20 protein-coding genes are annotated in these 24,659 nt (G+C 68.5%); 4 read left to right on the forward strand and 16 right to left on the reverse strand.

Annotation, left to right across the window (positions count from 1 at the left end; all coding sequences use genetic code 11):
• Positions 1 to 18: 18 nt before the first annotated feature.
• The 8 genes from AAID08_RS19570 to AAID08_RS19605 form a co-directional block, all read right to left on the reverse strand.
• Positions 19 to 1,359, reverse strand: coding sequence for a MinD/ParA family protein (locus tag AAID08_RS19570; protein WP_054503028.1), 1,341 nt, complete (start codon positions 1,357 to 1,359; stop codon positions 19 to 21).
• Positions 1,356 to 2,738: a pilus assembly protein N-terminal domain-containing protein gene (locus tag AAID08_RS19575; protein WP_144654730.1), complete on the reverse strand. Its 1,383-nt coding sequence runs from the start codon at positions 2,736 to 2,738 to the stop codon at positions 1,356 to 1,358. Before AAID08_RS19575 ends, AAID08_RS19570 begins: the two co-directional genes overlap by 4 nt.
• Positions 2,739 to 2,805: 67 nt before the next feature.
• A complete protein-coding gene (gene cpaB / locus AAID08_RS19580) occupies positions 2,806 to 3,765 on the reverse strand; it encodes a Flp pilus assembly protein CpaB (protein WP_054503030.1) in 960 nt (319 codons plus the stop codon).
• On the reverse strand, positions 3,762 to 4,253 hold the full coding sequence (locus AAID08_RS19585) for a TadE/TadG family type IV pilus assembly protein (protein WP_064524292.1): 492 nt from the start codon (positions 4,251 to 4,253) through the stop codon (positions 3,762 to 3,764). The genes cpaB and AAID08_RS19585 overlap by 4 nt, the downstream gene beginning before the upstream one ends.
• Before the next feature lies 1 nt (position 4,254).
• Positions 4,255 to 4,695, reverse strand: coding sequence for a TadE/TadG family type IV pilus assembly protein (locus tag AAID08_RS19590; RefSeq protein ID WP_054503032.1), 441 nt, complete (start codon positions 4,693 to 4,695; stop codon positions 4,255 to 4,257).
• The gene (locus AAID08_RS19595; protein WP_054503292.1) at positions 4,662 to 5,168 is read right to left on the reverse strand and encodes a prepilin peptidase; all 507 of its coding nucleotides are present in this window, start codon (positions 5,166 to 5,168) and stop codon (positions 4,662 to 4,664) included. Before AAID08_RS19595 ends, AAID08_RS19590 begins: the two co-directional genes overlap by 34 nt.
• Before the next feature lie 233 nt (positions 5,169 to 5,401).
• On the reverse strand, positions 5,402 to 5,578 hold the full coding sequence (locus AAID08_RS19600) for a Flp family type IVb pilin (protein ID WP_006390266.1): 177 nt from the start codon (positions 5,576 to 5,578) through the stop codon (positions 5,402 to 5,404).
• 145 nt (positions 5,579 to 5,723) lie between these two features.
• Complete coding sequence (locus AAID08_RS19605; RefSeq protein ID WP_175143236.1) at positions 5,724 to 6,554, reverse strand: MHYT domain-containing protein; 831 nt, start codon at positions 6,552 to 6,554, stop codon at positions 5,724 to 5,726.
• 493 nt (positions 6,555 to 7,047) lie between these two features.
• Between AAID08_RS19605 and AAID08_RS19610 the strand changes: the two genes are divergently transcribed.
• The 3 genes from AAID08_RS19610 (at position 7,048) to AAID08_RS19620 (ending at position 11,298) form a co-directional block, all read left to right on the forward strand.
• A complete protein-coding gene (locus tag AAID08_RS19610) occupies positions 7,048 to 8,757 on the forward strand; it encodes a ShlB/FhaC/HecB family hemolysin secretion/activation protein (RefSeq protein WP_064524287.1) in 1,710 nt (569 codons plus the stop codon).
• Positions 8,758 to 9,116: 359 nt separating this feature from the next.
• On the forward strand, positions 9,117 to 10,730 hold the full coding sequence (locus tag AAID08_RS19615; RefSeq protein ID WP_064524285.1) for a collagen-like triple helix repeat-containing protein: 1,614 nt from the start codon (positions 9,117 to 9,119) through the stop codon (positions 10,728 to 10,730).
• 28 nt (positions 10,731 to 10,758) lie between these two features.
• Entirely contained in the window at positions 10,759 to 11,298 is a 540-nt protein-coding gene (locus AAID08_RS19620; protein ID WP_054503036.1) for a MarR family winged helix-turn-helix transcriptional regulator, read from the forward strand.
• Positions 11,299 to 11,355: 57 nt separating this feature from the next.
• On the opposite strand, the gene AAID08_RS19625 is transcribed toward AAID08_RS19620, so the two are convergent.
• The 7 genes from AAID08_RS19625 to AAID08_RS19655 form a co-directional block, all read right to left on the reverse strand.
• Positions 11,356 to 13,050, reverse strand: a complete 1,695-nt coding sequence (locus tag AAID08_RS19625; RefSeq protein ID WP_175143237.1) for an ABC transporter ATP-binding protein — start codon at positions 13,048 to 13,050, stop codon at positions 11,356 to 11,358.
• Positions 13,047 to 14,555: an ABC transporter permease gene (locus tag AAID08_RS19630; RefSeq protein ID WP_175189906.1), complete on the reverse strand. Its 1,509-nt coding sequence runs from the start codon at positions 14,553 to 14,555 to the stop codon at positions 13,047 to 13,049. Before AAID08_RS19630 ends, AAID08_RS19625 begins: the two co-directional genes overlap by 4 nt.
• A gap of 5 nt (positions 14,556 to 14,560) precedes the next feature.
• A complete protein-coding gene (locus AAID08_RS19635; protein WP_054503038.1) occupies positions 14,561 to 15,538 on the reverse strand; it encodes an ABC transporter permease in 978 nt (325 codons plus the stop codon).
• Positions 15,535 to 17,772, reverse strand: coding sequence for an ABC transporter substrate-binding protein (locus tag AAID08_RS19640; protein WP_144654727.1), 2,238 nt, complete (start codon positions 17,770 to 17,772; stop codon positions 15,535 to 15,537). The genes AAID08_RS19635 and AAID08_RS19640 overlap by 4 nt, the downstream gene beginning before the upstream one ends.
• Before the next feature lie 151 nt (positions 17,773 to 17,923).
• Positions 17,924 to 18,592: a thermonuclease family protein gene (locus tag AAID08_RS19645; RefSeq protein WP_336235278.1), complete on the reverse strand. Its 669-nt coding sequence runs from the start codon at positions 18,590 to 18,592 to the stop codon at positions 17,924 to 17,926.
• Between the two features lie 103 nt (positions 18,593 to 18,695).
• The gene (locus tag AAID08_RS19650; RefSeq protein WP_054503041.1) at positions 18,696 to 19,706 is read right to left on the reverse strand and encodes a magnesium and cobalt transport protein CorA; all 1,011 of its coding nucleotides are present in this window, start codon (positions 19,704 to 19,706) and stop codon (positions 18,696 to 18,698) included.
• 124 nt (positions 19,707 to 19,830) lie between these two features.
• Positions 19,831 to 21,921 carry an ATP-dependent helicase gene (locus AAID08_RS19655; protein WP_116791883.1) on the reverse strand — a complete coding sequence of 697 codons (2,091 nt, stop codon included), beginning with the start codon at positions 21,919 to 21,921 and terminating at the stop codon, positions 19,831 to 19,833.
• A 110-nt stretch (positions 21,922 to 22,031) separates the two neighbouring features.
• On the opposite strand from AAID08_RS19655, the gene AAID08_RS19660 reads away from it, so the two are divergent.
• Positions 22,032 to 22,943 (forward strand): DUF72 domain-containing protein, encoded by a 912-nt coding sequence (locus tag AAID08_RS19660; RefSeq protein WP_395756808.1) that lies wholly within the window; start codon positions 22,032 to 22,034, stop codon positions 22,941 to 22,943.
• Positions 22,944 to 23,066: 123 nt separating this feature from the next.
• On the opposite strand, the gene AAID08_RS19665 is transcribed toward AAID08_RS19660, so the two are convergent.
• The gene (locus AAID08_RS19665) at positions 23,067 to 24,596 is read right to left on the reverse strand and encodes a PLP-dependent aminotransferase family protein (protein WP_395756809.1); all 1,530 of its coding nucleotides are present in this window, start codon (positions 24,594 to 24,596) and stop codon (positions 23,067 to 23,069) included.
• Positions 24,597 to 24,659: the final 63 nt, after the last annotated feature.

Here is a 24,659-nt window from a genome sequence, read left to right on the forward strand (position 1 = left end):
GGATTCCGCCGCCGTCCGTTACTCGACCACCATGCGGCGGTGCACGCCGGGCAGCCAGGTGGCCAGCCAGCTCGCCCGGCCGCCCGGGGTGTTTTCCTCGGCGCTCAGCTTCTCGGCCAGCGCCTGCACCGCGCGCACGTAGACGTCGCGCTCGGCCTCCTCGTGCAGCAGGTGGCCCTGGTTGGTGCACACCATCAGCGCCAGCGTGCGGTCAGGCAGCGTGCCGACCAGCTCCAGTTGGAAGCGCTCGGCGATCTGCTGGGCCGTCATGCCGTAGCGCTCGTCGTAGCGGTTGACGATCAGGCCCAGGCTGCGGCGGTCCACGTGCAATTGCTCCAGCTCCTGCAGCAGCCCGGCCAGCGACACCAGCGCGCCCACGCTCTGGTCGGTGACGATCCAGTTCTGCTCCGAGGCGCGCGCCAGGCCGGCCACGAACTCGGGGTTGGAGAAGCCGCCAGAGTCGGCCACCACCACGCCAAAGTGCTGGCGCATGCGCTCGAACACCAGCAGCGAATCGGATTGCGAGACATCGCGCATCTGGCCCAGGTCGCGCGGCAGCGCCAGCACGCTCAAGCCATTGGCGGTATGCGACATGGCCGAACTGAGCAGGGTCGAGTCCAGCCGCCGCAGGTTGCGCGCCGCTTCGGCGAAATCGAAATCGCCGCCGATGTTCAGGTAAAGCTGGCAATCGCCCACCGGCCAACCCAGGTCCATCAGCGCCACCCGGCTGCCCAGGGGCAACTGGCTGCCGTTGTCGGCCGCCGGCTTGGCGCCCTTGGCGCCCGCGGCCGCGGCGCGCGAGCCATGCTGCTGCTTGAGGCGGTCCTGCACCATGCCGGCCAGGTGCACGGCCAGCGTGCTGGTGCCCACGCCCGGACGCGCGCCCAGCAGCAGCACACTGCGGCGCGAGCCGTCCATGCGGCCGCCGCCGGCCGGCAGGTCCAGTAGCCGCTGCACCACGTCCTTGACTTCCTGCGGCGCCACGGTCGGATCAACGAAATCGCTGACGCCCGCTCGCAACGCGGCGATGGCGCCTTCCGGCTGGCTCAGCAGTCCCACCGCGACGCGCGGAATCGCCGGCGCGATGCGCGCCAGCAGGCGCGCCAGCTCGGCGGACTTGAACAGCTTGCCGGGTTCGTCCTCGCTCAGCGTGAAATCCAGGAACACCACCTGCGGCTCGATTTCGGCCAGGCGCCGCCCCAGTTCCTCGACGCCCGGGACTTCCTGGGTCAGCAGGCCCATGTCGCCCAGCGCCTGCCCGAGCTGCGCGGCCACGCCGTCACCCTTGGAACAAAATAAAAACCGGTTGCTATTCTGCAAGCCAACCCACTCCCTGGCATGTGTCTTCATATCGCTCACCGTGAAAAACCCGGCATTTGCTGCCCACCCGCAGGACCCATCAGGTAATAGCCCCAAGCGTTGAACGCGGTGTCGGTCGCCTCCTGCCTGGCCCCCGGCAGCGGCAAGGTCACGCCGCGTGCTATGGGCCGCACCAGGCGCGGCGTCACCACGATCACCAGCTCGGTATCCTCCTGGGTGTAATCGACACTACGGAAAAACGACCCGATGATGGGCAGATCGCCCAGCATCGGCACCTTGTTGACCAGCGCCTTGGTCTGGCGCGACACCAGTCCGCTGACGACAAAACTCTCGCCGTCGCCCAGCTCGACCGTGGTGTCGGCCCGGCGCGTGCGCAGGGCCGGGATCAGCGTGGTGGTATTCGTGCCGCTGGAAACCGCGATGGCATTGCTGTAGTCCAGCTCGCTGGCCTCGGGCGCCACCTTCAGCGCGATGCGCTCGCGCGACAGCACGGTCGGCGTCACCGTCAGGCCGATGCCGAATGGCTTGAACGTCACCGTGGTCGTCCCCAGGCCGCCGGCCTCGGGGATCGGCAGTTCGCCGCCGGCCAGGAAGCTGGCGCTCTGCCCGGTCAGGGCCACCAGCGTCGGCTCGGCCAGCACGCGCGCCATGCCGTTGTTCTGCAGCAGGCGCAGGCGCGCGCTGAAATCGTTGGAGTCGTAGAACAGCGAGAAGCCCGAAGCCAGGGCCGCGCTCTTGCTGAAGCCCAGCGGCGCCGGGAAGCCGTCGGGCGTGATCGAGTTGGTGCCGCCCCACGGGCCGCTGCGGCCGGCGAAGCTGATGCCGGCCTGCTTCATGACCGAGCGCGACACCTCGACCACCTTGACCTCGACCTGCACCACGCCGCCAGTGCCGGCGGTCGACACGTCCACCACGTTCTTGTCACCCACCACCGCGCCGGCCGCGGCCACCGAGGCCTGGTGCGACAGGGGCGAGTCGGCCTGGCCCGACACCACCGCGCGGTCGCCGGCCACGTCGACGTTGGCGCCGCCCGCCATGCCGCGTCCGGCCATGACCTGCTGCACGTTGCCCGCCACCCGCACCGTCCACAGTTGCGGGGCCGCGTTGTTGCCGGTCCAGACCTGCAATTGCGTGGTGCCCGGTTTCTTGCCGTACAGCAGCAGCGAGGCCTGCCGCTTGCCGGAGGCCGCCAGCACCTTGACGTCGGCCACCTCGGGATCGCCGATGGCGATGCGGGCGGGCGCGCCCTCCAGCATGAGCGTCTGCTGGCCCCTCACGGCGACCGCGATGTCGCGGGCGGGCGCGCCGGCGCCCGGGTCGGACTGGATGGCCGTCTGCGCCATGCCGGCCACGCCGTAGGTCATTACCGCTGCGGCCGACAGAAGGCAAATCAGGGTGGTGCGCTGGAATCTCTTCATTGTGCTGGATCTGGTTTGGCAGGTAAGGTCCAGCCGCGGGCGGCACCAGGCCACGCGCAGCCACGTTTCAATAGCGCACGCGCTCGGATTTGTCTCCTCGCAGGATTTCGACGGTGCGCCCGCCCCCGCCGCCAGCGCCAGCGGCGCGGGCCGGGGCCGGCCTGGCCGCCGGTGTCGGGGCATCCAACTGCGCCAGGCTGTCGCCGGCATAGGCGCGGTTCGGGCCGCTGAGCAATTGCTCGCGTTGTTCGGGGGTCAGGTCGGCGCGCGCCGGCAGCACGGCGCTGCGCTGGGCGAACAACTGGGTATCGGGCTTGCCATCGTCGCCGACCGGACGCAGCGCCAACTGCAGGCGGCCGGAGCGGCTGGCCAGCACCAGCTCGTTGACCTGGTCGACCGGCACGGCCAGCACGGCGGTCCGCGCCGGCTGTCCGGGCGGGCCGGGCAGCGCGGACTTTTCCTCGGGACCGTCCAGCGAAGCCGCGCCATACGCCAGCACGCGTACCTGCGATTGCAGCAACCGGGCCTGTCCGCCCTGGATCTCGACGCCCTTCTCCAGCACGAAGAACACGTCCACCAGGTCTCCCGGCGCAATGCGGTTGCCGCCGCCCACCACCTCATCGACCGCGATCGCCAACGCCCGCTCGCCTGGCTTGAGCTGGCGCGCCAGGCCCTGCGCCAGCATGCTGGGCAACAACGGATCGCCGGCCGCGACGTCCACTCGCACATAGGCGCCCTGCAACGGCGCGGGCGAGCTGTAGCTGCCGGACAGCGCCACCTGCCATTGGTCCACCTTGAGCATCTTGTCGCCGTCGATGCGCGTGCCGGCCGGTATCGGCGTTGCCGCCACCACCACCGGATAGCGCTTGACCGGCGGTTCGGCCGGCGCGGCCGGCGCCGTCGCCACGGGACCGGCCGGCGCCGGCGCCGGGGCCGACGGCGCCGAGGCCAGGCGCCACGCCACGAACGCCAGCACCAGGCCCGCCGCCAGCAACACACCCGCGATGATTTTGCTCAGACTGCTCATGGTGTCCCTTGGGAGATTTGCACGATGGCCTTCGACGACAGCCGGGTCGGTATCCAGTTCTTGTCCGTCCCGGGCAACATGGCGATGAATGCCTGGAAGGTCGACAACACCGGCCAGGCCTGCACGTTGAAGGTCATGGCGACCGTGCTGCACTGGGCCGTCTGGCCGCCTGAACCGCTCCACGCGCATGGCGCGCTGGTCGTCGCGCAGGCCACCGCCGAACCCGTGCCGAACACGCTCATCGCCGCGGCGCAGGCGGCGCCGGGCACGTCCGCCTGGCCGGCAAAGCGCGCGTGGACGGCCGCGCGCGCGCCTTCCGAGGCGGCCGAGGCCAACTGCTGCTGCATCCAGAACAGCACGCCATAGCCGACGACGGCGCAGACGAACATCAGCAGCATCGTCACCATCAGCGAAAACTCGAGCGCGGCGATGCCCCGCTGGCCGCGCTTGCGACCGCGACAATGGCCCGGGGCACGGCGCGCGTCCATGTCAGTTGCTCCCATCCAGGCCGTTGCCCAGGTGGACCGTGGCGCGGGCCGACAGCACGCTCGACGGCGGCATCAACGCCTGCGCCAGGAACGGGAAATTCGGAATCAGCGGATTGGCGCCGTACGGATAGCTGACCGTCACCTCGATCTGGTCGGCGCTGAGCGGCTGGCCGCTGCAGGCGCCCCCGGCGGTGCTGCTGAGCGTGCCGCTGGCGCCGCACACCGCCACCGCCACCGCGGCCGAGGACATGGTGGTGATCCAGCTCGAACGGTCCAGCGCCGTGTCGCGGCCGGCATTGGCGCGCACGGTCAGCGAGGTGGCGCCCGGCTGCCATTGCAGGACCTTGCGGGCGCCGTCCTGCGCCGCCAGGGTGACCGAGTGCTGCGCGGTGAACACCAGGGCGTACGTCAGGATCGCGTAGAACACCAGGAAAAACACCACGAATACCAGTCCGAATTCAAGGGAATAAACACCACGCTGAGCGCGGCCGCGCCCAGGTACGTCCCGTAGGGGATCTGGCGAGCCCGAAGCGGCAAGGCCCAGCTTCGGGAAAGAAACAGGTAGAGCAAGGCGTGCAGCCCGGCCAGCAGGCTCGCGACCACCAGCGTCATGACGAGCGGCGCGAAGCCCGTCAGCAGCCCCAGCACGGCGATCGCCTTGACGTCGCCCGCGCCCATCAGACGCTTGAGCCAGAGCGGGAAGAATGGCAAGGCCAGCGCGAATCCGGCCAATGCCATGGGCCAGCCGGCCCAACGCGGTGGATAGCCCCAGGCTGGCGCGAGCCAAGCCGCGAGCAGCCACAGCGCCTGCCCCGCGAAGCCCGCGACGATAAGCGTGTTGGGTACGCGGCGATAGCGCAGATCGGTGTATATCAACACCAGATTCCAGCATGCGAACAACAGCCACCACAGCACTTCCCCTGGATACAAGGCAGGACCTTCTGACGGTTTCGGGTTCAATCTGGCAATGCATGGGCGCGCAGTACGTGGGAGCCGATGCGCGCAACGCCGTCAATCCGCAACCGCCCGAATTCGCTGCGCGGGAAGTGTCGTCAACATCAGCTCCATGCCCGGCGGGGCGTCAGACCCGGCCGTCCGGCGCCGCCTGGCCCTGGCCAGGCTCACTGGGACGACCGGGGTCTTCGGCCTCACTTGGACGCGTTGGCGAGCTTGGCCTGCAGCGACGTGAACAGGCCGCTGAGCGCGCCCGTGAATGTCGCCAAGGCGGCTACCAGCGCCACCGCGATGGTGCCCGCGATCAGCCCGTATTCCAGGGCGGTAATACCTTCTTCATCGTTCCAGAACTGCGCAAGTTTCGCTTTCATGTCGAGCTCCTCAGGTCTCGCTTGATAATCGAGCCATGCCGCAGGGACGGCGTGGCCCCCTAAGCCCGGTGCTGTCGGCGCGCTGGCGTGTTCCACACCTTCGCGTCTCCGGGGTACCGCCAGGTCCGTCGCTACCGACGGGCCCTCAACCCGGTCCCAATGTCGAGCCGGGAGTCCTGCCCGGATCGACCACGGGGGCCGATTCAATGATCGAGTCGATGCGTTGCGCCAGTCGCGCGCGGAAACGGCGCGAAGCGCGTTGCAAATGCCAACGCATCACCAGCAACATGACGAACGACAGCGCGAACGCGACGTACGGCAGCATCACCCCGCCAATCTGCATGCTGGAAAAATCGCGCGGGGCGGTGCAGACCACCGTGCCGGCCGCCGCTCCCGTGTAATGCATGCCGCACACCGCAATCGCCATCAAAATGGCCGCTCCGACGCGTTGGAACTCATTCTGCGTATTGAAAGCGAGCCACAACGCGGCTGACGCGGCAAATACCGCTATGAGCACCGATAAAACAACCATCGGCAGATTCCAGATAAACACCGCGGGCATGCGCATGGCGCTGATGCCCACATAATGCATGGCCGCGACGCCGAGGCCGGCGGCCAGGCCGCCCACCACGCAGCGCATAAATGTGAAGCGGTCGCGGCCCACATACCAGAAGGCCCAGCCGGAAAAACCCGCCGCCACCAGGAAACTGAGCACGGTCAAACCGATCTGGTAGCCCACCGCGAATGGCAGGTCCTGTGCCTGCATGCCGATGAAATGCATGCTCCAGATGCCCACTCCGCCCATCGCCAGGGCGCCGATGATGATGTAACCGATGCGGATCTCGCCGTCCTGCATTTCGGCGCGGATGCCCACCGCCGCCAGCAGCGCCACATAGGAGCCGAGCGCCGCGATCAGGAACGACAGCGCCACCAGGCCGCTATTGAATGAGAGGGGAACGATATCGCCCGGGTTCATGCGCCGCCCCTGTGAGCCGACGGTCGGCAGACGCTCGTGGCGGGCCGACTTGCGACGATTTTGTTGGGGTCATCCTGGTCCATCTGTGGACTCCCGAGAGCCGGTAAACCCGATGTGTTTTGATACGTTTATATAGTCTTATCTATTAACAATTAATACACATCAGGGTTTATACCAGTATTCGTCGCGGCATGGCAGCTTACTTGTAACGAATACCCGGAAATTAGCCACGGTCATTTTCAAATATCCCGGAAAACCCGGAATCGGGCCATGGAAAGATTGCCTTGTATGTCGTCCTGTTGTTATATCCACGTTTCCGGCCAGTCACAATGAAATAATTTGTCATTGCCCCGGCGCGCTGGCAACATACCGCCTGAGCGGCGCGCCACCGGTTTTACTTATATAGCGGCCCCATATATTCAAGCCTTTATCCGGACCCTTAATACGGATGTTCTGTTTAAACGGTGCCAGCGGCAAAGAGAGACAACCAGGCATGAGACGCACGCTTCCCGCAGGTCCGCTTTCCCTCGCCCTTATCTGCACCCTCGCCACCGTCGGCACGGCACGCGCCGACGGCCCGCTACGCGGCAACCCCGTGGACGCGCTGCCGCAGATCGAACGCCCGCCCAGCGCCACCCAGCCGCCGCCGGTGGTCCAGGCCCCCACTCCCGAACAACTGGCCCTGCAGGCCAGGCTCGCGCAGCGCATCGTGCCCCGGCATTTCGACGTCACCGGCGTGCACGCCATGCCGTTCGAGGAAGTCTCCGCCCTGCTGGCGCCGCTGTCCGGCAAGGAGATCAGCCTGGGCGAACTGGTGCAGCAGGTCGACAAGATCACCCAGTTGTACCGCGACCGCGGCTATCCGCTGTCGTTCGCGCTGGTGCAGAACCAGACCTTCGCCAACGGGCTGGTGGTGGTGACCGTGGTCGAAGGCTATATCGGCACGGTGCGCATCGAGGGCGATATCGGCAATGCCCAGGACCGCCTGGAATCGCTGGCCGAGCCGCTGAAGGAGGAGAAGCCGCTCAGGCAGGCCACGCTGGAACGCGTGCTGAACCTGATGCGCACGGTGCCGGGGGTGAAGTTCACGCCGTCGCTCGACCTGCCACGACGCGCCGACGGCGCCACCGAACTGGTGCTGGCGGCCTCGCGCCAGCCGGTCAGCCTGACAGGCGGGGTGGCGGACCTGGGCACCGGCATGCAGCCCCTGGTGAACATGGCCACCAACAGCCTCACGCCGCTGGGCGAACAGGTCAAGCTGACGGCGTCGGTGCCGTTCAACACCGACGACGTCAAATACATTTCCGGCGAGGTCCGCGTGCCGTTGGGCAACGACGGGCTGGCGGTCAAGATCGACGGCTACCACTACGACGCGCGTCCCAAGGACGAGGCGATCGAATACCTGGGCTTCAACCGCCGGGTCAAGAACGACCGCATCGGCATCGGCGTCAGCTATCCGTTCCTGCTGAACAATACGCGCTCGCTGACCGGCACGCTCGGCGTCTACGCGGCCAACTCGAAGGACCGCTACGAGGCCAAGAACTCCGACCGCTGGCTGCAGCAGGACGCCCAGGTGCGGGCCGCCAACCTCGAGATGCGCTATATCCAGGTGTCCGAATCCAAGACCACCGACGTGACGCTGGCCGTGGCCAGGGGCTTCACCGGCGCCGGGGCGAAGAAAGAGATCAACACCAACTACGGCTATTCGGCGGTGCCGATCCTGGACCTGGACTTCACCCGCTACAACCTCAATGCCAAGCAGACCTTCGCGCTGCCGGCGCGATTCGGCCTGACCCTGTCGGGCGCCGCCCAGTACTCGAGCAATATCCTGCCCTCGTCGGAACAGGTGTCTTACGGCAGTTGGCGGTATGCGATGGGTTATCCGCAAGGCGAGCAAAGCGGCGACAAGGGCGTGGGTGTTTCCGCCGAAGTTAATCGCCAATTCGGCATTGGCTGGCAGTACCTGTCCAACGTGCAGCCTTATGCGCTGATCGACTATGCCCGCACCTGGTACAACAATTCGAGCCTGCAACAGCTCAACCAGCGGCACCTGTCGTCGGTGGCGCTGGGGCTGCGCTTTACCGATGACAAGTACTACCTGTTTGATTTCAACGTGGCCAAGCCAATCGGCTCGGCCACCATAAACAATGGCCGCGACGTGCGCTTCAACGCCAACTACTCGTTGTATTACGACGCGTTCTAGCACGGCCTGCCGGCGGCCGCGCCGCGAGTCCGCCAAGGCGCCGCGCCTGTTTCGACAGGCGCTTTTTTTTGCCTGTTCCATACACCACGTTACGTAACGCAGCCCGTAACGTAACGGCCCAGACAGGCCCCGGACGTAACATTCGCAGGTGGCGCGTGATCGTAAATATGGGGGATTCCCAATATTGGTACAAACCCTCTATTTTAAATATAAGCTATTGATTTAAAAGGATTTTTAACAAGCTAAAAACGACCTGAACGCATACCGAAAGCGTGTTTGAAAAATATTGGCATGGTTTATGCATGTAGGGATGTATCGGGCAGTTTCGACGCCTGACACTTCCCCCACAGGAGCTCGCCATGAATGCCAAGATTGACACGCAGCGCGTACATCGTATTCTGACCTCCACCGTTATGGCGGCCGCTCTGATGAGCGCGCTGGCCGCTTGCGGCGGCGGTGGTGGTAGCCACAAGAGTTCTGCCAGCCTGCCTGGCACGGATAATCCCAGCAACCCTGGCGGTCCGGGCAATCCCGGCAATCCCGGCGGTCCGAACGAACCCAATAATCCCAACAACCCGGTCACCACCGGTTTGCTGCAAACCACGCTGGGTAATACCGGCAATGCGGTTGACAATACCCTGCCCTTGAATCTGGGCACCACCCTGGGCGGTGTCGGCCAGGCGCTCGACCCCACCATCAAGCCGGTCGCCGACACGGTCGTCGGCCTGACCCAAGAGGTTGGCGCCGCCACCGGCCTGGGAAAGCCTGTCGACGGCACCGTCAAACAAGTGGGCGGCCTGGTCGAAGGCCTGGGCACCACGGTCAAGGGCACCGGCCTGCCGGGAGGCCTGAGCGCCGGCGTCGGCGGCCTGGTGGAAGGCCTGGGCAAGACGGTCGCCAGCACGGGCGGCCTGCTCAATGCCGATCCCAAGAATCCGCAGCCGTTGACCACGGTGCTGGGCAATGCCACCAACGCGGTGGGCGCGCTGACCGCGGGCCTGTCCGGCTCCGGCGGCCTGCTGAACCCCGTCAACCAATTGGTCGGCGGCGTTACCGGCGGCGTGCTGGGCGGTCCCTCCAAACCGCTGCTCGAACCCGCGCTGGGTAATGTCGGCAAGACCGTCGACAACGTGCTGCCGCTCGGCCTGCAGCCGGCCCTCGGCGGCATCGGCAAGGCGCTCGACCCGACGGCCAGCCCCCTGGCGGGCACGGTGGTCGGCCTGACGCAGCAAGTCGGCGCCACCACCAACCTGGGCGCGCCGGTCGCCGGCCTGCTCAACACGCTGGGCGGCACGGTCAGCAATCTGGGCACGCAACTGCCTGGCGGCAACGTGGCCGGCCTGAACGGCGTGCTGCAAGGCCTGGGCGGCGCCGTCAGCAGCGCGGGCGGACTGTTGAACGCCACGCCGGGCAACACCAACCCGCTCGGCAACACGCTGGCCAATGCCACCGGCGCGGTCGCCTCCCTGACCGGCGGCCTGGGCCTGGGCGGCGCGGTCGGCGGCAACAACGGCGGCCTGCTCAGCCCGATCACCGGGATCCTGGGCGGCGTGACCGGCGGCGCGGCTGGCGGCAACGGCGGCCTGCTGGCCCCGGTGACCGGCCTGCTGGGCGGCGTGACGGGCAACCTGGGCGGCGCCACGGGCGGCGCGGCCAACGGCGGCTTGCTGGGCGGGCTGCTCGGCGGCGTGACCGGCGGGGTGACCGCTGGCGCGGGCGGCACGGCTGGCGGCGCCGCTGGCGCCAACGGCGGCCTGCTGGGCGGCTTGCTCGGCGGCCTGACTGGCGGCAGCGCCTCGGCCGGCGCCAGTGCCGGAGCGGGCGCGGGCGCCTCGGGTTCGGCCAACAACGGCGGTCTGCTGGGCGGCTTGCTGGGCGGGGTGACGGCCGGCGTCAGCGGCAGCGCGAGCACCGGCGGCAACAACGGCGGTCTGCTGGGCGGGCTGCTCGGCGGCCTGACGGCCAAGAAGTGATCAACCGGATCCGTGAGGGAGCGACGCCATGCTGCAACAAGAAACCTTCGTTCACCACGAGCATGTGACCGTGATGCCTGAATCCCGCAACAACGATCTGCGTCCCGGAATGCTTGACGACATCGCCCTGATGCTGGGCCGACAGTTCGCCGTGTACAACGCGGCCTGCCAATCGGCCCTGGCGGAGAAAATGGGTATCCCCCTGGCGGATCTGAAAGCGCTGGAGCTGGTGATGGAGTTCGATGCCCTGCCCACCGGCCAACTGGCCCAGTTGATGGGCATCAGCTCCGGCGGCGCCACCGCCCTGATCAACCGCCTGGAAGCGGCAGGCTATGTCCAGCGGGGCCGCCATCCGCTGGATCGCCGCATGATCGTGATCCGGCCGGTGGAGGAGCAGTGCCAGCAACTGGCCCAGGAACGCCAGTGGGTGGCCGAGGCGGTGGTGTTGATGGCCCGGCGCTACAACGCCGGCGAACTGGAAGTGGTGCATGCTTTCCTGGCGCAATGCGTGCGCGCCCTGAGGCACGACACCCTGGTCTGGCTCGAGACCCGCAACGCCCACGACTGAGGCGCTTTGACCCGCGCATGCCGCGCCCCGATCCGCCACAGGATCGGGGCGCGGTTTTCATTGGGGCGCGCCGAATTGCAGCCGCGGCACCGCGTCGAGCAGCCGGCGCGTCATGTCCTGGCGCGGCGCGTGCAGCACCGCGTCGGCCTCGCCCAGTTCGACGATGCGGCCGCCGTCCATCACCGCGATGCGATCCGCCAGGTACTCGACCACGCCGAAGTTGTGCGTGATGAACAGGTAGGCGATGCCGAGCTCGTCCTGCAACTCGCGCAGCAGGTCCAGGATCTGCGCCTGCACCGATACGTCCAGCGCCGAGGTCGGCTCGTCGCAGATCAGCACCTTGGGCTCGACCGCCAACGCGCGCGCAATGGCGATGCGCTGGCGCTGGCCGCCCGAGAACTCGTGCGGATAGCGCGCCAGCGTGTTGGCCGGCAGGCCGACGCGCTCGACCAGCCGGACGGCGCGGTCGCGGCGCTCCTGCGCGCCCATGCCGCGGCGCAGCGATTCCAGGCCCTCGTCGAGAATGTCGCCGACCCGCATGCGCGGGTCGAGCGAGGCGTACGGATCCTGGAACACGATCTGGATGTCCTGCCGCAGGCGCTGCAGCCGGGCCCGGTCGGCGGTCAGCAGATCCTGCCCCTGCAGCATGGCGCGCCCCGAAATGCGGGCGCCGTCGATCAGGCGCAGCAGCGCCTTGCCGGTGGTGGTCTTGCCGCAACCGGATTCGCCCAACAGCGCCAGGGTTTCGCCCGCGCGCAGGCTGAAGGTCACGCCGTCGACGGCCTTGACCCACGCCGCCACCCGCCGCAGGGGGCCCTTGCGCACCGGGTAGTGCACCTTCAGGTCCTGCACGTCCAGCACCACGCCGGGCTCGCGCGGCCGGCGCCTAGCGCCTTCCGCGCCCCGGGCGGCGCGGCCGGCCTCGCTCAGCGGCGCGCCGCGCTTCTCGAAAGTGGGAATGGCGTCGAACAACTGACGCGCGTACGGGTGCTTGGGCGCGCGGAAGAATTCCTCGGCGCTGGCGCTTTCGACGATCTCGCCGCCGCGCATCAGGGCCACGTGGTGGGCGACGTTGCGCACCACCGCCAGGTCATGGGTGATGAGCAGCACCGCCATGCCGATCTCGCGCTGGATGTCGGCCAGCAGGTCCAGCACCTGCGCCTGCACCGTGACGTCGAGCGCGGTGGTGGGTTCGTCGGCGATCAGCAGCAAGGGTTCCGCCGCCAGCGCGATGGCGATCATGACGCGCTGCTTCTGGCCGCCGGAGAACTGGAACGGGTAATCGTCCACACGCCGCTCGGGCTCGGGAATGCCGACCCGCCGCAGCCAGTCGATGGCGCGGGCGCGCGCCGCGGCGCCGCGCAGCGGCGTGTGCGCCACCAGCGTCTCGATGATCTGGTCGCCGACCCGCATGACCGGGTTCAGGCTGGTGGACGGTTCCTGGAAGATGATGCCGATGCGGCCGCCGCGCACGCCGCGCATGGCGCTTTCGGGCAGGCGGTTGAGGTCTTCGCCATCCAGGTCGATCTGGCCGCCGACGATGCGCCCGGCATCCGGCAGCAGGCGCAGCAGCGCCAGCGCGGTCATGCTCTTGCCGCAGCCGGACTCGCCCACCAGGGCGAAGGTCTCGCGCTGCGAAATCGCCAGTTGCAGGCGCTTGACCGCGTGTGTAATGCCGCTGTCGCCGGCAATGTCCACGTCCAGGCCCTGCACGGCCAGCAAGGGCGAGTCCTGGCGGAGATCCTGGCTCATGGCGTGTCTCCCGGCTTGGCCGCGCGGGCATCGGCCGCCAGCGCGGCGCCCGGACGGCGGCCGAACCAGCCCATGCCGGGCACGCGGCCCGGCTTGTAGCGGCGGGTGCGCGGATCGAAGGCGTCGCGCACGGCATCGGCGAACAGGTTGGCGGCCAGCACCAGCGCCAGCATGAAGAGAAACGCGGTCATCAGGTTCCACCAGATCATGGGGTCGCGCGACATTTCGAGGCGAGCGCCATCGATCATCGAGCCGAACGAATTCATGCTGGGATCGACGCCGATGCCCAGGTACGACAGCACCGCCTCGTACAGCACCAGCCCGGAGAATTCCAGCACCACGGTGATCAGCACCAGGTGTGCGACGTTGGGCAGCAGGTGGCGCGTCATGATGCGCCAGTGCGATACGCCGAAGGCGCGCGCGGCCTGCACGTATTCCAGCTCGCGCAGCTTGAGGGTCTCGGCGCGCAGCAGGCGGCACAGGCCGGCCCAGCCGGTGAAGCCGAGGATCATGCACAACAGGAACAGGCGCAGGTCGGCGCGCGCCGCCGAGGTGTCGAACAGGTCGGCGTGGTTGTCGATATAGACCTGCATCATCAGGGCGCAGGCGGCCACCAGCAGCACGCCCGGGATCGAGGTGATGGTGGTGTAGAGATACTGGATGGCGTCGTCCACCCTGCCCTTGAAATAGCCGGCCGCGATGCCGAAGATGATGGCCGGAGGCAGCATGGCGAGCGTGGTCAGGCTGCCGATGACGAGCGCGGTGCGGATGCTCTTGAGCGCCTGCCACAGCACGTCGTTGCCGATGCGGTCGGTGCCCAGGGCGTGGTAGCCGCTGGACAGCCCGGCCAGCGCCCCCGCCACCAGGCACAGCAGGGTGAAGGTGATGGCCATGGCGCGCCACGGCACCTCGGCGCGCCCGCCCAATAGGGCCTCGGCCGCCGCGGACGCGCCGCCACGCCGCGCCAGGCAGGCGAACAGCAGACCGGCGCCGATCAGCGCCACGGCCAGCCCCGCCGCCAGACCCAGGCCCAGCCGGTAATAGACGTCGCCCAGGTGGTCGCGGTCGGGGTCAGCCAGGTGCGTGCCGGCCGCCCGCAGCCGCGGGAAGTCGCGCACTGGCTTGTCGTCGACCAGCAGGGTCTCCTTGGTGAACTGGCGCACCGCCAGCGGGCTGGAATAGGTCTTCTCGGGCTGGGTCAGCACGCTGCCGCCCAGCAGGCCGTCCAGCGCCGACTTGACCGCCGGCGCGTAGACCGGGGCGGCGTCGGCCGCCGCGCCCGGCGCGGGCGGCAACTGCGGCCGGTAGTGGACGGAATCGAGCAGGCCGACCAGGGCGAACGCCGCCAGCACCACGGCCGAGCACATCGCCGGCGTGTCGCGCGCCACCCGCGCCCAGGTCGCGCGCAGGTTCGGGCTGCGCCGCACGTGCCAGGCATAGGCCAGCGCGCCCAGCACCATCAGCCACAGCGCGATGTCGGTCCAGAGGAATACGAACTTGGGCATGGCGGCTACTCGAATCGGACGCGGGGGTCAGCCAGCGTGTAGGAAATGTCGGCCAGGATCAGCCCCACGATGTACAGCGACGCCCCCAGGAACACCATGGCGCGCACGATGGAGAAATCCTGCGCGTTGATGGCGTCGATGGTGTAGCTGCCCAGGCCCGGGATGCCGAAGAACGACTCGGCGATCAGGCTGCCCATGAACAGCAGCGGCAAGGCGGCGACGGTGCTGGTCAGGATCGGCAGCATGGCATTGCGCAGCACGTGGCGCAGCAGCACCACGCGCTCGGCCAGCCCCTTGGCGCGGGCGGTGCGCACGTAGTCCTTGCCGATTTCCTCCAGGAACAGGGTGCGGTAGAAGCGCGCCTCGGGGCCCAGCCGCGAGACGATCGCCACCAGCACCGGCAGGGCCAGGAACTTGACCATGTCCAGCCCGCCCTCGAAGCCGGAGAACGGCACCAGCCGCAGCAGCTTGGCGAACATCCACTGGCCGGCGATGATGTAGAACAGGCTGGAGATCGACAGCAATATCACGCACAGCACCACGCCCCAGAAATCCAGCCGGGTGGCGCGGAAATACACCAGCGTCAATGAAAACACGATGCTGGCGAACAGCCCCAGGAAGAAGGTCGGCACCGCCAGCGCCAGGCTCGGGCCCATGCGGGTCTGGATCTCGCGGCCGATGTCGCGGCCGCCGTCGGACGCGCCGAAGTCCATCGCCAGGAGCGGCACCGAGCGCTGGTAGAACACCGTGTCGGTCAGTTGCGCCGCGCCCTTGGCCCCGGCGTTGTAGAACAGCGGCTTGTCGTAGCCGTGCTCGACCTTCCATTTCTCGACGGCGTCCTGGCTGATGCGCTGCCCGCCGATGGCCAGGCGCGCCATGTCGTCGGGCGTGTTGACGGCGAAGAACAGGATGAAGGTGAAGAGGTTCACGCCGATCAGAATCAGCACGCCGTACAGCAGCCGGCGGATGACGTAGCCGATCATGATTGATGCTCCTTGCGGGAAGCCTGGGCGAAGGCGGTCTGCCGCTCGCGCCGCTTGAGCGCCACGTACGACGGCCAGATCGCCAGCGCGATCAGCAGCGCGAACAGGCCCACCGGCCACCAGATGGGGGAATTCCACTCGTCGATCTTGCGTTCGCGCAGGACCGGGTCGATCTTCATGTACTGCAGCGTGTTGCGCACCATCTGGGTGGGCTTGGCGTTGCCGACCCACTGCTGGTAGGCGCCGCCCGACATCGGGAAGTAGCCGAACATCCACGGCGCGTCGCGCTGCACGATGGCGACCATGCGCTGGATCAGGGCTTCCTTTTCGGGGCCGTCGTCCAGGAATTTCATCTGCTCGAACAGCTTGTCGTATTCGGGGCTGTCGTAGTTGGCGGCGTTTTCGCCGCCGCCCTTGGCCTTGGCGTTGGGGCCGTACAGCAGGAACAGGAAGTTCTCGGCGTCGGGATAGTCGGCGTTCCAGCCCCACAGGAAGATCTGCGCCGACCCGCGCCGCATCTTGTCCTGGAAGCGGTTGTAGTCGGTCGAGCGCACGTCCATCTGCACGCCGAGCTTGGCCATCTGCCGCCGCATCCAGTCGAACTGCGGGTTGGAACCGCCGCCCGTCATGGAGTCGTAGTACAGCACCAGCGGCGCGCCGGTGACGGCATTGCGGCCGTCGGGGTAGCCGGCCTCGGCCAACAGCTTGCGCGCCACCTCGATCGGCTTGCGCACCGGCTTGCCATCGACCAGGTCGTAGACCACCGGGTTCACGCCCTCGGGCGGTTCGCGGTAGCCCAGCACGCCGGGCGGCACCGGGCCGTAGGCCACCGAGGCCTGGCTGTTCTCGAACACCGCCACGTATTCTTCCCAGTCGAAGGCGATGCTGATGGCCTGGCGCAGCTTGCGGTTCTTCTCGGCCTGCTCGGGCGTGTCGCCCTTGCCCACCACCGGATCGAGCCAGTTGAAGCCCATGTACCAGTTGGCGGTCTCGACCGTGGTGGGCAGGCGGATGCCGTGTTCGGCGTACTTGCGCGCCTTGTCCTGGCTGTCGCCGGCGGCCACCAGCATGGCCACGCCGTATTCGCCGCGCTCGATCTGCGGCAGGTCGTAGTAGCCCTGCATGAACTTGCCGGTCAGCGGAATGGCTTCCTTCTCGACGCTGAAGACGGCGCGGTCGATGAACGGCGTGGGCTTGCCGCAATCGGCCAGCAGGCCGGCGGCGCGATCGCCCGGCTCGCCCTCGCAGGGATAGGGCTCGCCGTGGAAGTTGGGATTGCGCGCCAGCACGTGGCGGCGGTTCTGCTGCGACTCGGCCAGCATGTAGGGACCGGTGCCGACCGGCCAGGTGTTGAGCGACAGGTCGTGCTCGGCCATGCCGGGCTGGTTGTAGAAGCGGTCGGCCTCCCAGGGCACGGGCGCGGTGAAGGTCATGGCCAGCCAGTACTTGAACTGCGGGTACTTGCCGTTGACGCGGATGCGCAGCGTGTGCGGGTCGAGCGCCTGCACGCCGGTGAAGCCGTCGGCCTCGCGCAGGTCCAGCCACGAGGCGCCGGCGCCGCCCGGCAGGTCGCGGCGCAGCGCCTTGTCGCGCTCGCGCAGGCGGTCGCCATACTCCTTGAGGCCGCTGACGTATTCGGCCATCAGCGAATAGATCGGCGACACCACGCGCGGGCTGGCCAGGCGGCGGAAGGCGTATACGTAATCGTCGGCGGTGAGTTCGCGGGTGCCGGTGCGCGGGAAATCGGGAATGGCGTATTTGTCGGCCAGTTCCTCGGGCGCGATCGGGAAGTAATCGTAGCTGCCGTCGGTCTTGCGGGCGAAGGCCGGATGCGGCGCGAAACGCATGCCGGGCTTGATCTTGATGTCGTAGATGCTCTGGGCGATCTGCTCGCCCGGCGCGTCGGCCGGCAGTTCGCGGCCTTGCGCGTCGAGATAGACCGGCGGATCGATCGAGGCCGCGGCGCGCGGGATCAGTTCATACGGCCGCTTGAGGTAGTGATAGCCGTACAGCGTCTCATAGATGTTGTAGGTATATGGGGTTTCGTCGGTGGAATAAGAGCTGGCCGGGTCGAGGTACTTGGGCGAGCGCTTGACGAAGGCGGAATACAGCGTGTTCTGGCCCTCGGCACCGGCCGGATAGGGGCTGTTGATGGGACTGCCTTCCCGGGAGCAGCCCGCCAACGCCAGCAACAGCATCATGGCCGCCGCCCAGAGCCGCATCAAAGCACGCATGGAAACCTTTCCTTCTATTCAGTGCGACAGAGGATAGCAAAGGTGCATCCGCCCCAGTACCCTGGCATCCCCCTAGGGAACTTGCGGACATGCCTTCACGCACACACCAGGACGGATTACCCCGCCGGCGGGCAGCGCCGGCCCGCGGCAATCACCCGCACTGGCGCTGGCGCCAGCAGTCGTAGCGCCACTTCCAGGGCTGCATCGGCTCCTTGCCGGCCCACAGGCCGCGGCCGGCGGCCTTGGCCTGGCGCTGCAGGTCGGGCATGGCCTTGTCGTTCAGGTACTCGCCCTGGCGCGCGGTGTAGGCCCAGGCGTAGCCGGCCTCGACCTGCAGCCGGTTGGCCGAGCGGCCGTCTTCCAGGATCAGCGCGCAGACGTCGCGGCCATATTGGTCCTTCAGGTAGCACTGGGCGGTCAGGGTCTTGCCGGCCACCAGGCTGGCCAGGTGCTGGCGCGCGGCCTCGGCGTAGGGCTGGCCGGGCTGGTCGGCGCCGTGGCCCTCCTCGGGCGCGTCGATGCTGTCCATGCGGATGCGGCGCTGGCCGTCGGGCGCGCGCAACGTCACGGTATCGCCGTCGGCCACGTTGACGATCATGCCGGTCAGGGTGTAGCTGCCGGCGGGGACGCCGCCGGCCGACGCCGCGCCAGACTTGCCGGATGCCGCCGGCGCGCTGGCGCCGGGCCGTTCGGCCGGACGCTCGCCGCCGTGGCGGGATGGTTGCAGCCAGTTGACGATGGCGCCCGCCGCCGCCAGGATCAAGGCGACCACGAGGGCGGTCAGCTTGCTGCCGCCGCGAAAGGGAAAATTGCCGCGCACGGGGCCGGGCTCCAGGGGTGAAAACGCAGGCAGTTTGCCACAGCCGCGCCCGCGCCGCGCGGCAAAGTGCGTCGCCGCCGTCACGCTCCCGGCGCGTGTCGCGCTACAGCCAGCCCGACTTGCGGAAACGCCAGTACAGGAACGAACAGACCGACGCGATCACGCCCAGCGTGACCGGATAGCCGAACGGCGATTCCAGCTCGGGCATGAACTTGAAGTTCATGCCATAGATGCCGGCAATGGCCGTGGGCACCGCCAGGATGGCGGCCCAGGAGGCCAGCTTGCGGGTGGTGTCGTTCTGCGCCGCCTGGCCGATCATCAGGCTGGCTTCGAACGCGAAAGCCAGCGACTCGCGCAGTGAGTTGAACAGTTCATCGACCCGCAGCACGCGGTCGGCCACCTCGCCGAAATACGGGCGCGCGTGTTCATCGACCGCCGACATCTCGACCCGCGCCAGACGGCGGCAGATCTCAGCCAGCGGCGACACCACGGTGTGGATGCGCAGGAGGTCGCGGCGCTGGCGGTACAGCCTGCGGATGTCGGAGTCCTTGGCGCCGCGGATCAGCAGCTTCTGCTCGGCGCCCTCGACCACCGACTCGATCTTGCCGGCCGCCACCACGTAGCGGTCCACCAGCCAGTCCAGCAGTTCGGAGGCGACATAGTCGCTGCCGCGCTTGAGCAGGTCGGGCGAGGACTCCAGCCGTTCGCGCAAGGGGCTGTGGCCGGCGGTGGCGCCGCGCCGCACCGTGACCAGAAAGCCCTCGCCGATCAGGAACTGGGTTTCGCCGAAGATGGGCCGCTCGGCCTCGACCTCGACGGTGATGACGACGATCAGCACCATGTTGCCGTAGTCGATGATCTTGGGCCGGCGGTGCGACTCCAGCATCTCTTCCTGGTTCTTGTCGCAGGCGCCCAGTTGGTTGACGACGTCGGCCAGCCGTTCGGGGCTGGGATTGCGCAGGCCGATCCACACCATGCCGTGCCTGGGATCGACGTGCTTGCCCACCTCCTCGATGGGCACCTCGTGGTCGCGCCGGCCATTCACATAGGCGATGGAGGCCACGACTTCGCCCTGGGGCGGCGCGGCGACGGCGGCGGTTGCTTCGGTAGACATAGACATCCTTTGGCGATGCGAGCCCTGCGGGTGCAGCGTATATCCAGCGTATCGGCCGATGATAGCCCACCGGCGCCGCCGCGCGGCGGCGCCCGCGCGGGGTCCGAGCCCCGGCGAACGCGCCCTACGCGAACAGGTTGCGCACGCGCTTGGCCACGTCCACGCTCGGCGCCTGCGGCGCCCTGGCCTCGCGCGCCGGCAGGTCGGGCAGCTTGGGCAGGTGGTCGAACAGCGGCAGCATGGCGTTGGTGATGTAGCGGGTGCGCGAGCCGTAGACGTGGCGGTCGCCCATGCCGGTCTGCTGGTGCACGTAGAAGCGCTGCGGCACGATCAGTTGCAGGCGTTCCTTGGCGCGCGTCATGGCCACGTACAGCAGACGCCTTTCTTCCTCGATCTCTTCGGCGGTGCCGGTGCTCATGTCGGACGGGATACAGCCGTCGACCACGTTCAGCACGTAGACCGCCTTCCATTCCTGGCCCTTGGCCGAGTGAATGGTGGACAGGATCATGTAGTCCTCGTCGCGCGAGGGCGCGCCGGATTCGTCGCTGGTGGCGTCGGGCGGGTCCAGCGTCAGCTCGGTCAGGAAGCGCTCGCGCGATGGGTAGCCGGCGGCGATGCGCACCAGTTGGTCCAGGTCGGTCTTGCGCACCCGCGCATCGTCGTACAGCCGTTCGAGCTGGCCGGCGTACCAGCGCAGCGCCAGGTCGACGTCGGCCGGCCAGCGCAGGTTGGGGTCGGCCAGGGCCGCGTAGGTGTCGGCGAACGCGCCCCACTCCGCCTGCGCCGCCGCGCCCGGCTTGAACTCGCGCAGCGCGCGCAGCGGCTCGGCCGATTGCGCCATGGCGTCCATCAGCTTGCCGGCGGTGGCCGGGCCGATGCCGGGCAGCAGTTGCGCCACGCGGAACCCCGCCATGCGCCCGCGCGGGTTCTCGGCCCAGCGCAGCAGCGACAGCAGGTCCTTGACGTGCGCCGCCTCCAGGAAGCGCAGGCCGCCGAACTTGACGAAAGGAATGTTGCGCCGGGTCAGTTCCAGTTCCAGCGCCGCGCTGTGGCTGGAGGTGCGGAACAGCGCCGCCTGCGACTTGAGCGTGGCGCCGCCCTCGCGCTGCGCCAGCACCTGGTCGGCCACCCAGCGGGCCTGGCCGGCCTCGTCGCTGACGGTGACCAGCTCGGGCAACTGCGACGATGGCCGGTCGCTCCAGAGATCCTTGGCATAGCGCTCGGCCGCCAGGCCGATGACGGCGTTGGAGGCGTTCAGGATGGGCTGGGTCGAGCGGTAGTTGCGGTCCAGCGTGATGACCCGCGCCGGCCGCGGGAACTGCGCCGGAAAGTCGAGGATGTTGCGCACCGTGGCGGCGCGGAACGAATAGATCGACTGGGCGTCGTCGCCCACCACGGTCAGGCCGCGGCCGTCGGGCTTCATGGCCAGCAGGATGGCGGCCTGCAGCCGGTTGGTGTCCTGGTATTCGTCCACCAGCACGTGGTCGAAGCGCGCGCCGACGTCGGCGGCGATGGCCGCGTCGCCCATCATCTCGGCCCAGTACAGCAGCAGGTCGTCGTAGTCGAGCACCTGCTGGTCCTGCTTGGCCGCGACGTAGGCGCGGAACAGGTTCTTGAGTTCGTCCTCCCATTGCGCGCACCACGGGAAGGTGGCGTGCAGCACGTCGGCCACCGGCGTCTGGCTGTTGACCACGCGCGAGTAGATCGCCAGGCAGGTGCCCTTGAGCGGAAAGCGCGACTTGGTGGCGGACAGGCCGAGCTCGTGCCGCACCATGCCCATCAGGTCCTCGGCGTCGCCGCGGTCATGGATGGTGAAGGCTTCGGACAGGCCGATGCGCTGGGCGCAGTCGCGCAGCAGGCGCGCGCCGATGGCGTGGAAAGTGCCGGCCCACGGCAGCGACGGCGCCTGCTGGGTGCCGCGCAGGTTCATGACCCGCTGCAGCACGCTGCCGACGCGGCGCTCCATTTCCTGGGCGGCGCGGCGCGAGAAGGTCAGCAGCAGCATGCGCTGCGGATCGGCGCCGTTCAGGATCAGGTGGGCGACGCGGTGCGCCAGGGTGTTGGTCTTGCCCGAGCCGGCGCCGGCGATCACCAGCAGCGGGCCGTCGTCGCCCGCGCCGCCGACGCCGAATTCGGCGGCCTCGCGCTGGGCGGGGTTGAGGTCGGCCAGGGGATCGGGACGGCTGGACGGGTGGGCGGAATTCTGGTCGGACATGGGGCTTGGAATTGTCGGCGGCGGGCGCGGTCGGCGCGGCCCGATACCTGGGGATATATCCAGGTATCATAACCGCATCGCCCCCCGCTCCCGCTACCGCCGTTTTCCCCATGCGCCTGCTTGCCGGCACCGCTTCCTGGACCGATCCCACGCTGCTGGCGTGCGGCCGCTTCTACCCGCGCGAGGCGCACGACGCCCAGGCGCGGCTGCGCTTCTACGCCTCGCGCTTCGGGCTGGCCGAGGTCGATTCCAGCTACTACGCGCTGCCCAGCCCCGACAACGCCTATCTATGGGCGCAGCGCACGCCCGACGATTTCGTCTTCAACATCAAGGCCTACCGCCTCTTCACCGGCCACCAGACGCCGCTGGCCTCGCTGCCCGCCGACATCCGCCGCGAACTGGCCGACTGGCCCGACCCCTTCATCTACCACCACGCCATGCCCGACGACCTGCGCGACGAGCTCTGGCGCCGCTACACGCTGGCGCTGGAACCCCTGCGCATGGCCGGCAAGCTGGGCGCGGTGCACTTCCAGTTCCCGCCCTGGATACGGCGCGACGCGCGCGGCCGGGCGTTGGTGGCTGAATGCGTCCGACGCCTGCCGGAACACCTGCTGTCGGTCGAATTCCGCCACCGCGGCTGGTTCGAATCAGCCGCCGCCACGGACGCCACGCTGGCGTTCGAACGGGAACTGGGCGTGGTCCACACGGTGGTGGACGCGCCCCAGGGCTTCGACAACAGTGTGCCGGCGGTGTGGGCCTGCACCCACCCCGACCTGACACTGCTGCGCCTGCACGGGCGCAACGCGGCCACCTGGAACGCCAACGGCGCCGCCTCGTCCGGGCGCTTCCAGTACGAATATTCCGAGGCCGAGCTGGCCGAACTGGCGCGCCGCTTCCAGGAGCTGGCCCGCCAGAGCGGGCAGGCGCACGCGGTATTCAACACCAACTTCGAGGACCAGGGCATGCGCAACGCCGCGGCCTTCGCGGCGGCGCTGGGCGGTGGACAGGACCGCCCGGGTTGAGGCGTTCGGGCCGGGTGATCGTGGCGCTCGGACCGGTGGATCGCGGCGCTCAGGCGGCAGGCGCCGGCATCCCGCCAACGGCCGTCAAAGCCCGTGCCGCGCGGCCAGCCTTGACCGCCCGCGTCAGGCCGGCTGCGCGGCCACCGCCGGCGCGGCCGGCGTCGTGCGCGCCACCTCGGCCAGGCTTTCCAGCAGCACCTCGAACTTGCGCGCGATGTCGTGCTCAGGCACGCAGGCATAACCCAGCAGCAGGCCGGGCCGGCGGCCTTCGGCGCCGACGTAGTAGCGCGACAGCGGGCGCGTCAGTACGCCCTTGCGGCGGGCCACTTCGACCACCCGCAGGTCGTCCATATGCGGCGGCAAAGTCAGCACCAGGTGCAGGCCGGCCAGGCTGGCGTCGCGATGCAGCCACTCGGGCCCCAGGCGGCGTTCGATCAGGTTGACCAGCATGGCGCGGCGCCGGCCATACAGCATGCGCATGCGGCGGATGTGGGCGGCGTAGTGGCCCTCGGCGATAAAGGTGGCCAGCGCCGCGTGCGTCATCAGGTGGCCTTCGCGGTAGAGCTCGGCATGGGCCGCCTGGAACGCCGCGGTCAGCGGCTTGGGCAGCACCAGGTAGCCGACCCGCAGGCCCGGATACAGCGTCTTGCTGAAGGTGCCCATGTAGATCACGGGCGCGTCCGGCTCCAGGCCCAGCAGCGAGGCAATGGGCCGGCCCGAGAAACGGAATTCGCTGTCGTAGTCGTCCTCGATGATCCAGCTGCCATGCTGGCGCGCCACCGCCAGCAGCTGGCGGCGCCGCGCCAGCGACATCACCGGCCCCAGCGGATACTGGTGCGACGGCGTCACGAAGATGAAGCGCGGCGGCGCCACGGCGGGCGCGGCATCCGGATCCGGCAGCCGCATGCCTTCCTCGTCGACCGGCAGGTGCACCGTGCGCAATCCATTGGCCTGCAGCACCGTGCGCGCGCCCCAGTAGCCCGGGTCCTCGACCCAGGCGGTCTCGCCCGCTTCGCCCAGGATGCGGGTGGCCAGGTCGATGGCCTGGTGCGAGCCTTCGGTGATGAGGATCTGGTCGGGGTCGCAGTCGATCGAGCGCGTCAGCGCCAGGTGCTGGGCCAGCGCCTCGCGCAGCGCCGGCAGGCCGCCGCCGTAGGCATAAGTGAGCAGATCAGGGGTGGGATTGCGCCAGAGCGCGGAAAAGATGCGCCCGAACTTCTTGTGCGGGAATTCGGTCAGGTCGGGCACCCCCGGCATGAAGGCGCCCCATTGGTAGGGCGAGGCCGACACGCCGTCGACGATGGCCGCGCCCCGCGCCGACAGTGCCGGTCGCGGCTGCGGCGCCGGCGCGCGGCGCGACTGGCGGCCACTGGCCAGGTAGGAGTCGGGCTGCGAGGCATTGACGAAGGTGCCGTTGCCCTGCAGGCTGCGGGTATAGCCTTCGGCCAGCAACTGGCCGTAGACGTGCACCACGGTGTTGCGCGCGATGCCGAGTTCGGCCGCCAGGTCGCGCGAGGCCGGCAGGCGCGAGTCGGCGGCAATGGAACCATCCAGGATGGCCTCGCGGATACCGTGGTACAGCCGCTTGTTCATCGGCCCGCCCGCGGCATCGGCCAGGCGCAGCAACAGCAAGTCTCCAACGATGGACCGCAATTGGTTCTACCTGATTTATAAAAGTGGTTCCCACCAATGGGGCCATAGTAGCATTAAAGTAAG

Origin of the sequence: Achromobacter sp. EB05, assembly GCF_044232075.1 — a bacterium.
GTDB lineage: Bacteria > Pseudomonadota > Gammaproteobacteria > Burkholderiales > Burkholderiaceae_B > Achromobacter > Achromobacter dolens.

What these genes read in the sequence shown, in the direction of transcription:
- AAID08_RS19575 (WP_144654730.1), bottom strand. Translation starts at nt 2,738, where the DNA reads ATGAAGAGATTCCAGCGCACCACCCTGATTTGCCTTCTGTCGGCCGCA.
- cpaB (WP_054503030.1), bottom strand. Translation starts at nt 3,765, where the DNA reads ATGAGCAGTCTGAGCAAAATCATCGCGGGTGTGTTGCTGGCGGCGGGC.
- AAID08_RS19585 (WP_064524292.1), bottom strand. Translation starts at nt 4,253, where the DNA reads ATGGACGCGCGCCGTGCCCCGGGCCATTGTCGCGGTCGCAAGCGCGGC.
- AAID08_RS19600 (WP_006390266.1), bottom strand. Translation starts at nt 5,578, where the DNA reads ATGAAAGCGAAACTTGCGCAGTTCTGGAACGATGAAGAAGGTATTACC.
- AAID08_RS19605 (WP_175143236.1), bottom strand. Translation starts at nt 6,554, where the DNA reads ATGAACCCGGGCGATATCGTTCCCCTCTCATTCAATAGCGGCCTGGTG.
- AAID08_RS19610 (WP_064524287.1), top strand. Translation starts at nt 7,048, where the DNA reads ATGAGACGCACGCTTCCCGCAGGTCCGCTTTCCCTCGCCCTTATCTGC.
- AAID08_RS19615 (WP_064524285.1), top strand. Translation starts at nt 9,117, where the DNA reads ATGAATGCCAAGATTGACACGCAGCGCGTACATCGTATTCTGACCTCC.
- AAID08_RS19620 (WP_054503036.1), top strand. Translation starts at nt 10,759, where the DNA reads ATGCTGCAACAAGAAACCTTCGTTCACCACGAGCATGTGACCGTGATG.
- AAID08_RS19625 (WP_175143237.1), bottom strand. Translation starts at nt 13,050, where the DNA reads ATGAGCCAGGATCTCCGCCAGGACTCGCCCTTGCTGGCCGTGCAGGGC.
- AAID08_RS19630 (WP_175189906.1), bottom strand. Translation starts at nt 14,555, where the DNA reads ATGCCCAAGTTCGTATTCCTCTGGACCGACATCGCGCTGTGGCTGATG.
- AAID08_RS19635 (WP_054503038.1), bottom strand. Translation starts at nt 15,538, where the DNA reads ATGATCGGCTACGTCATCCGCCGGCTGCTGTACGGCGTGCTGATTCTG.
- AAID08_RS19640 (WP_144654727.1), bottom strand. Translation starts at nt 17,772, where the DNA reads ATGCGTGCTTTGATGCGGCTCTGGGCGGCGGCCATGATGCTGTTGCTG.
- AAID08_RS19650 (WP_054503041.1), bottom strand. Translation starts at nt 19,706, where the DNA reads ATGTCTACCGAAGCAACCGCCGCCGTCGCCGCGCCGCCCCAGGGCGAA.
- AAID08_RS19655 (WP_116791883.1), bottom strand. Translation starts at nt 21,921, where the DNA reads ATGTCCGACCAGAATTCCGCCCACCCGTCCAGCCGTCCCGATCCCCTG.
- AAID08_RS19660 (WP_395756808.1), top strand. Translation starts at nt 22,032, where the DNA reads ATGCGCCTGCTTGCCGGCACCGCTTCCTGGACCGATCCCACGCTGCTG.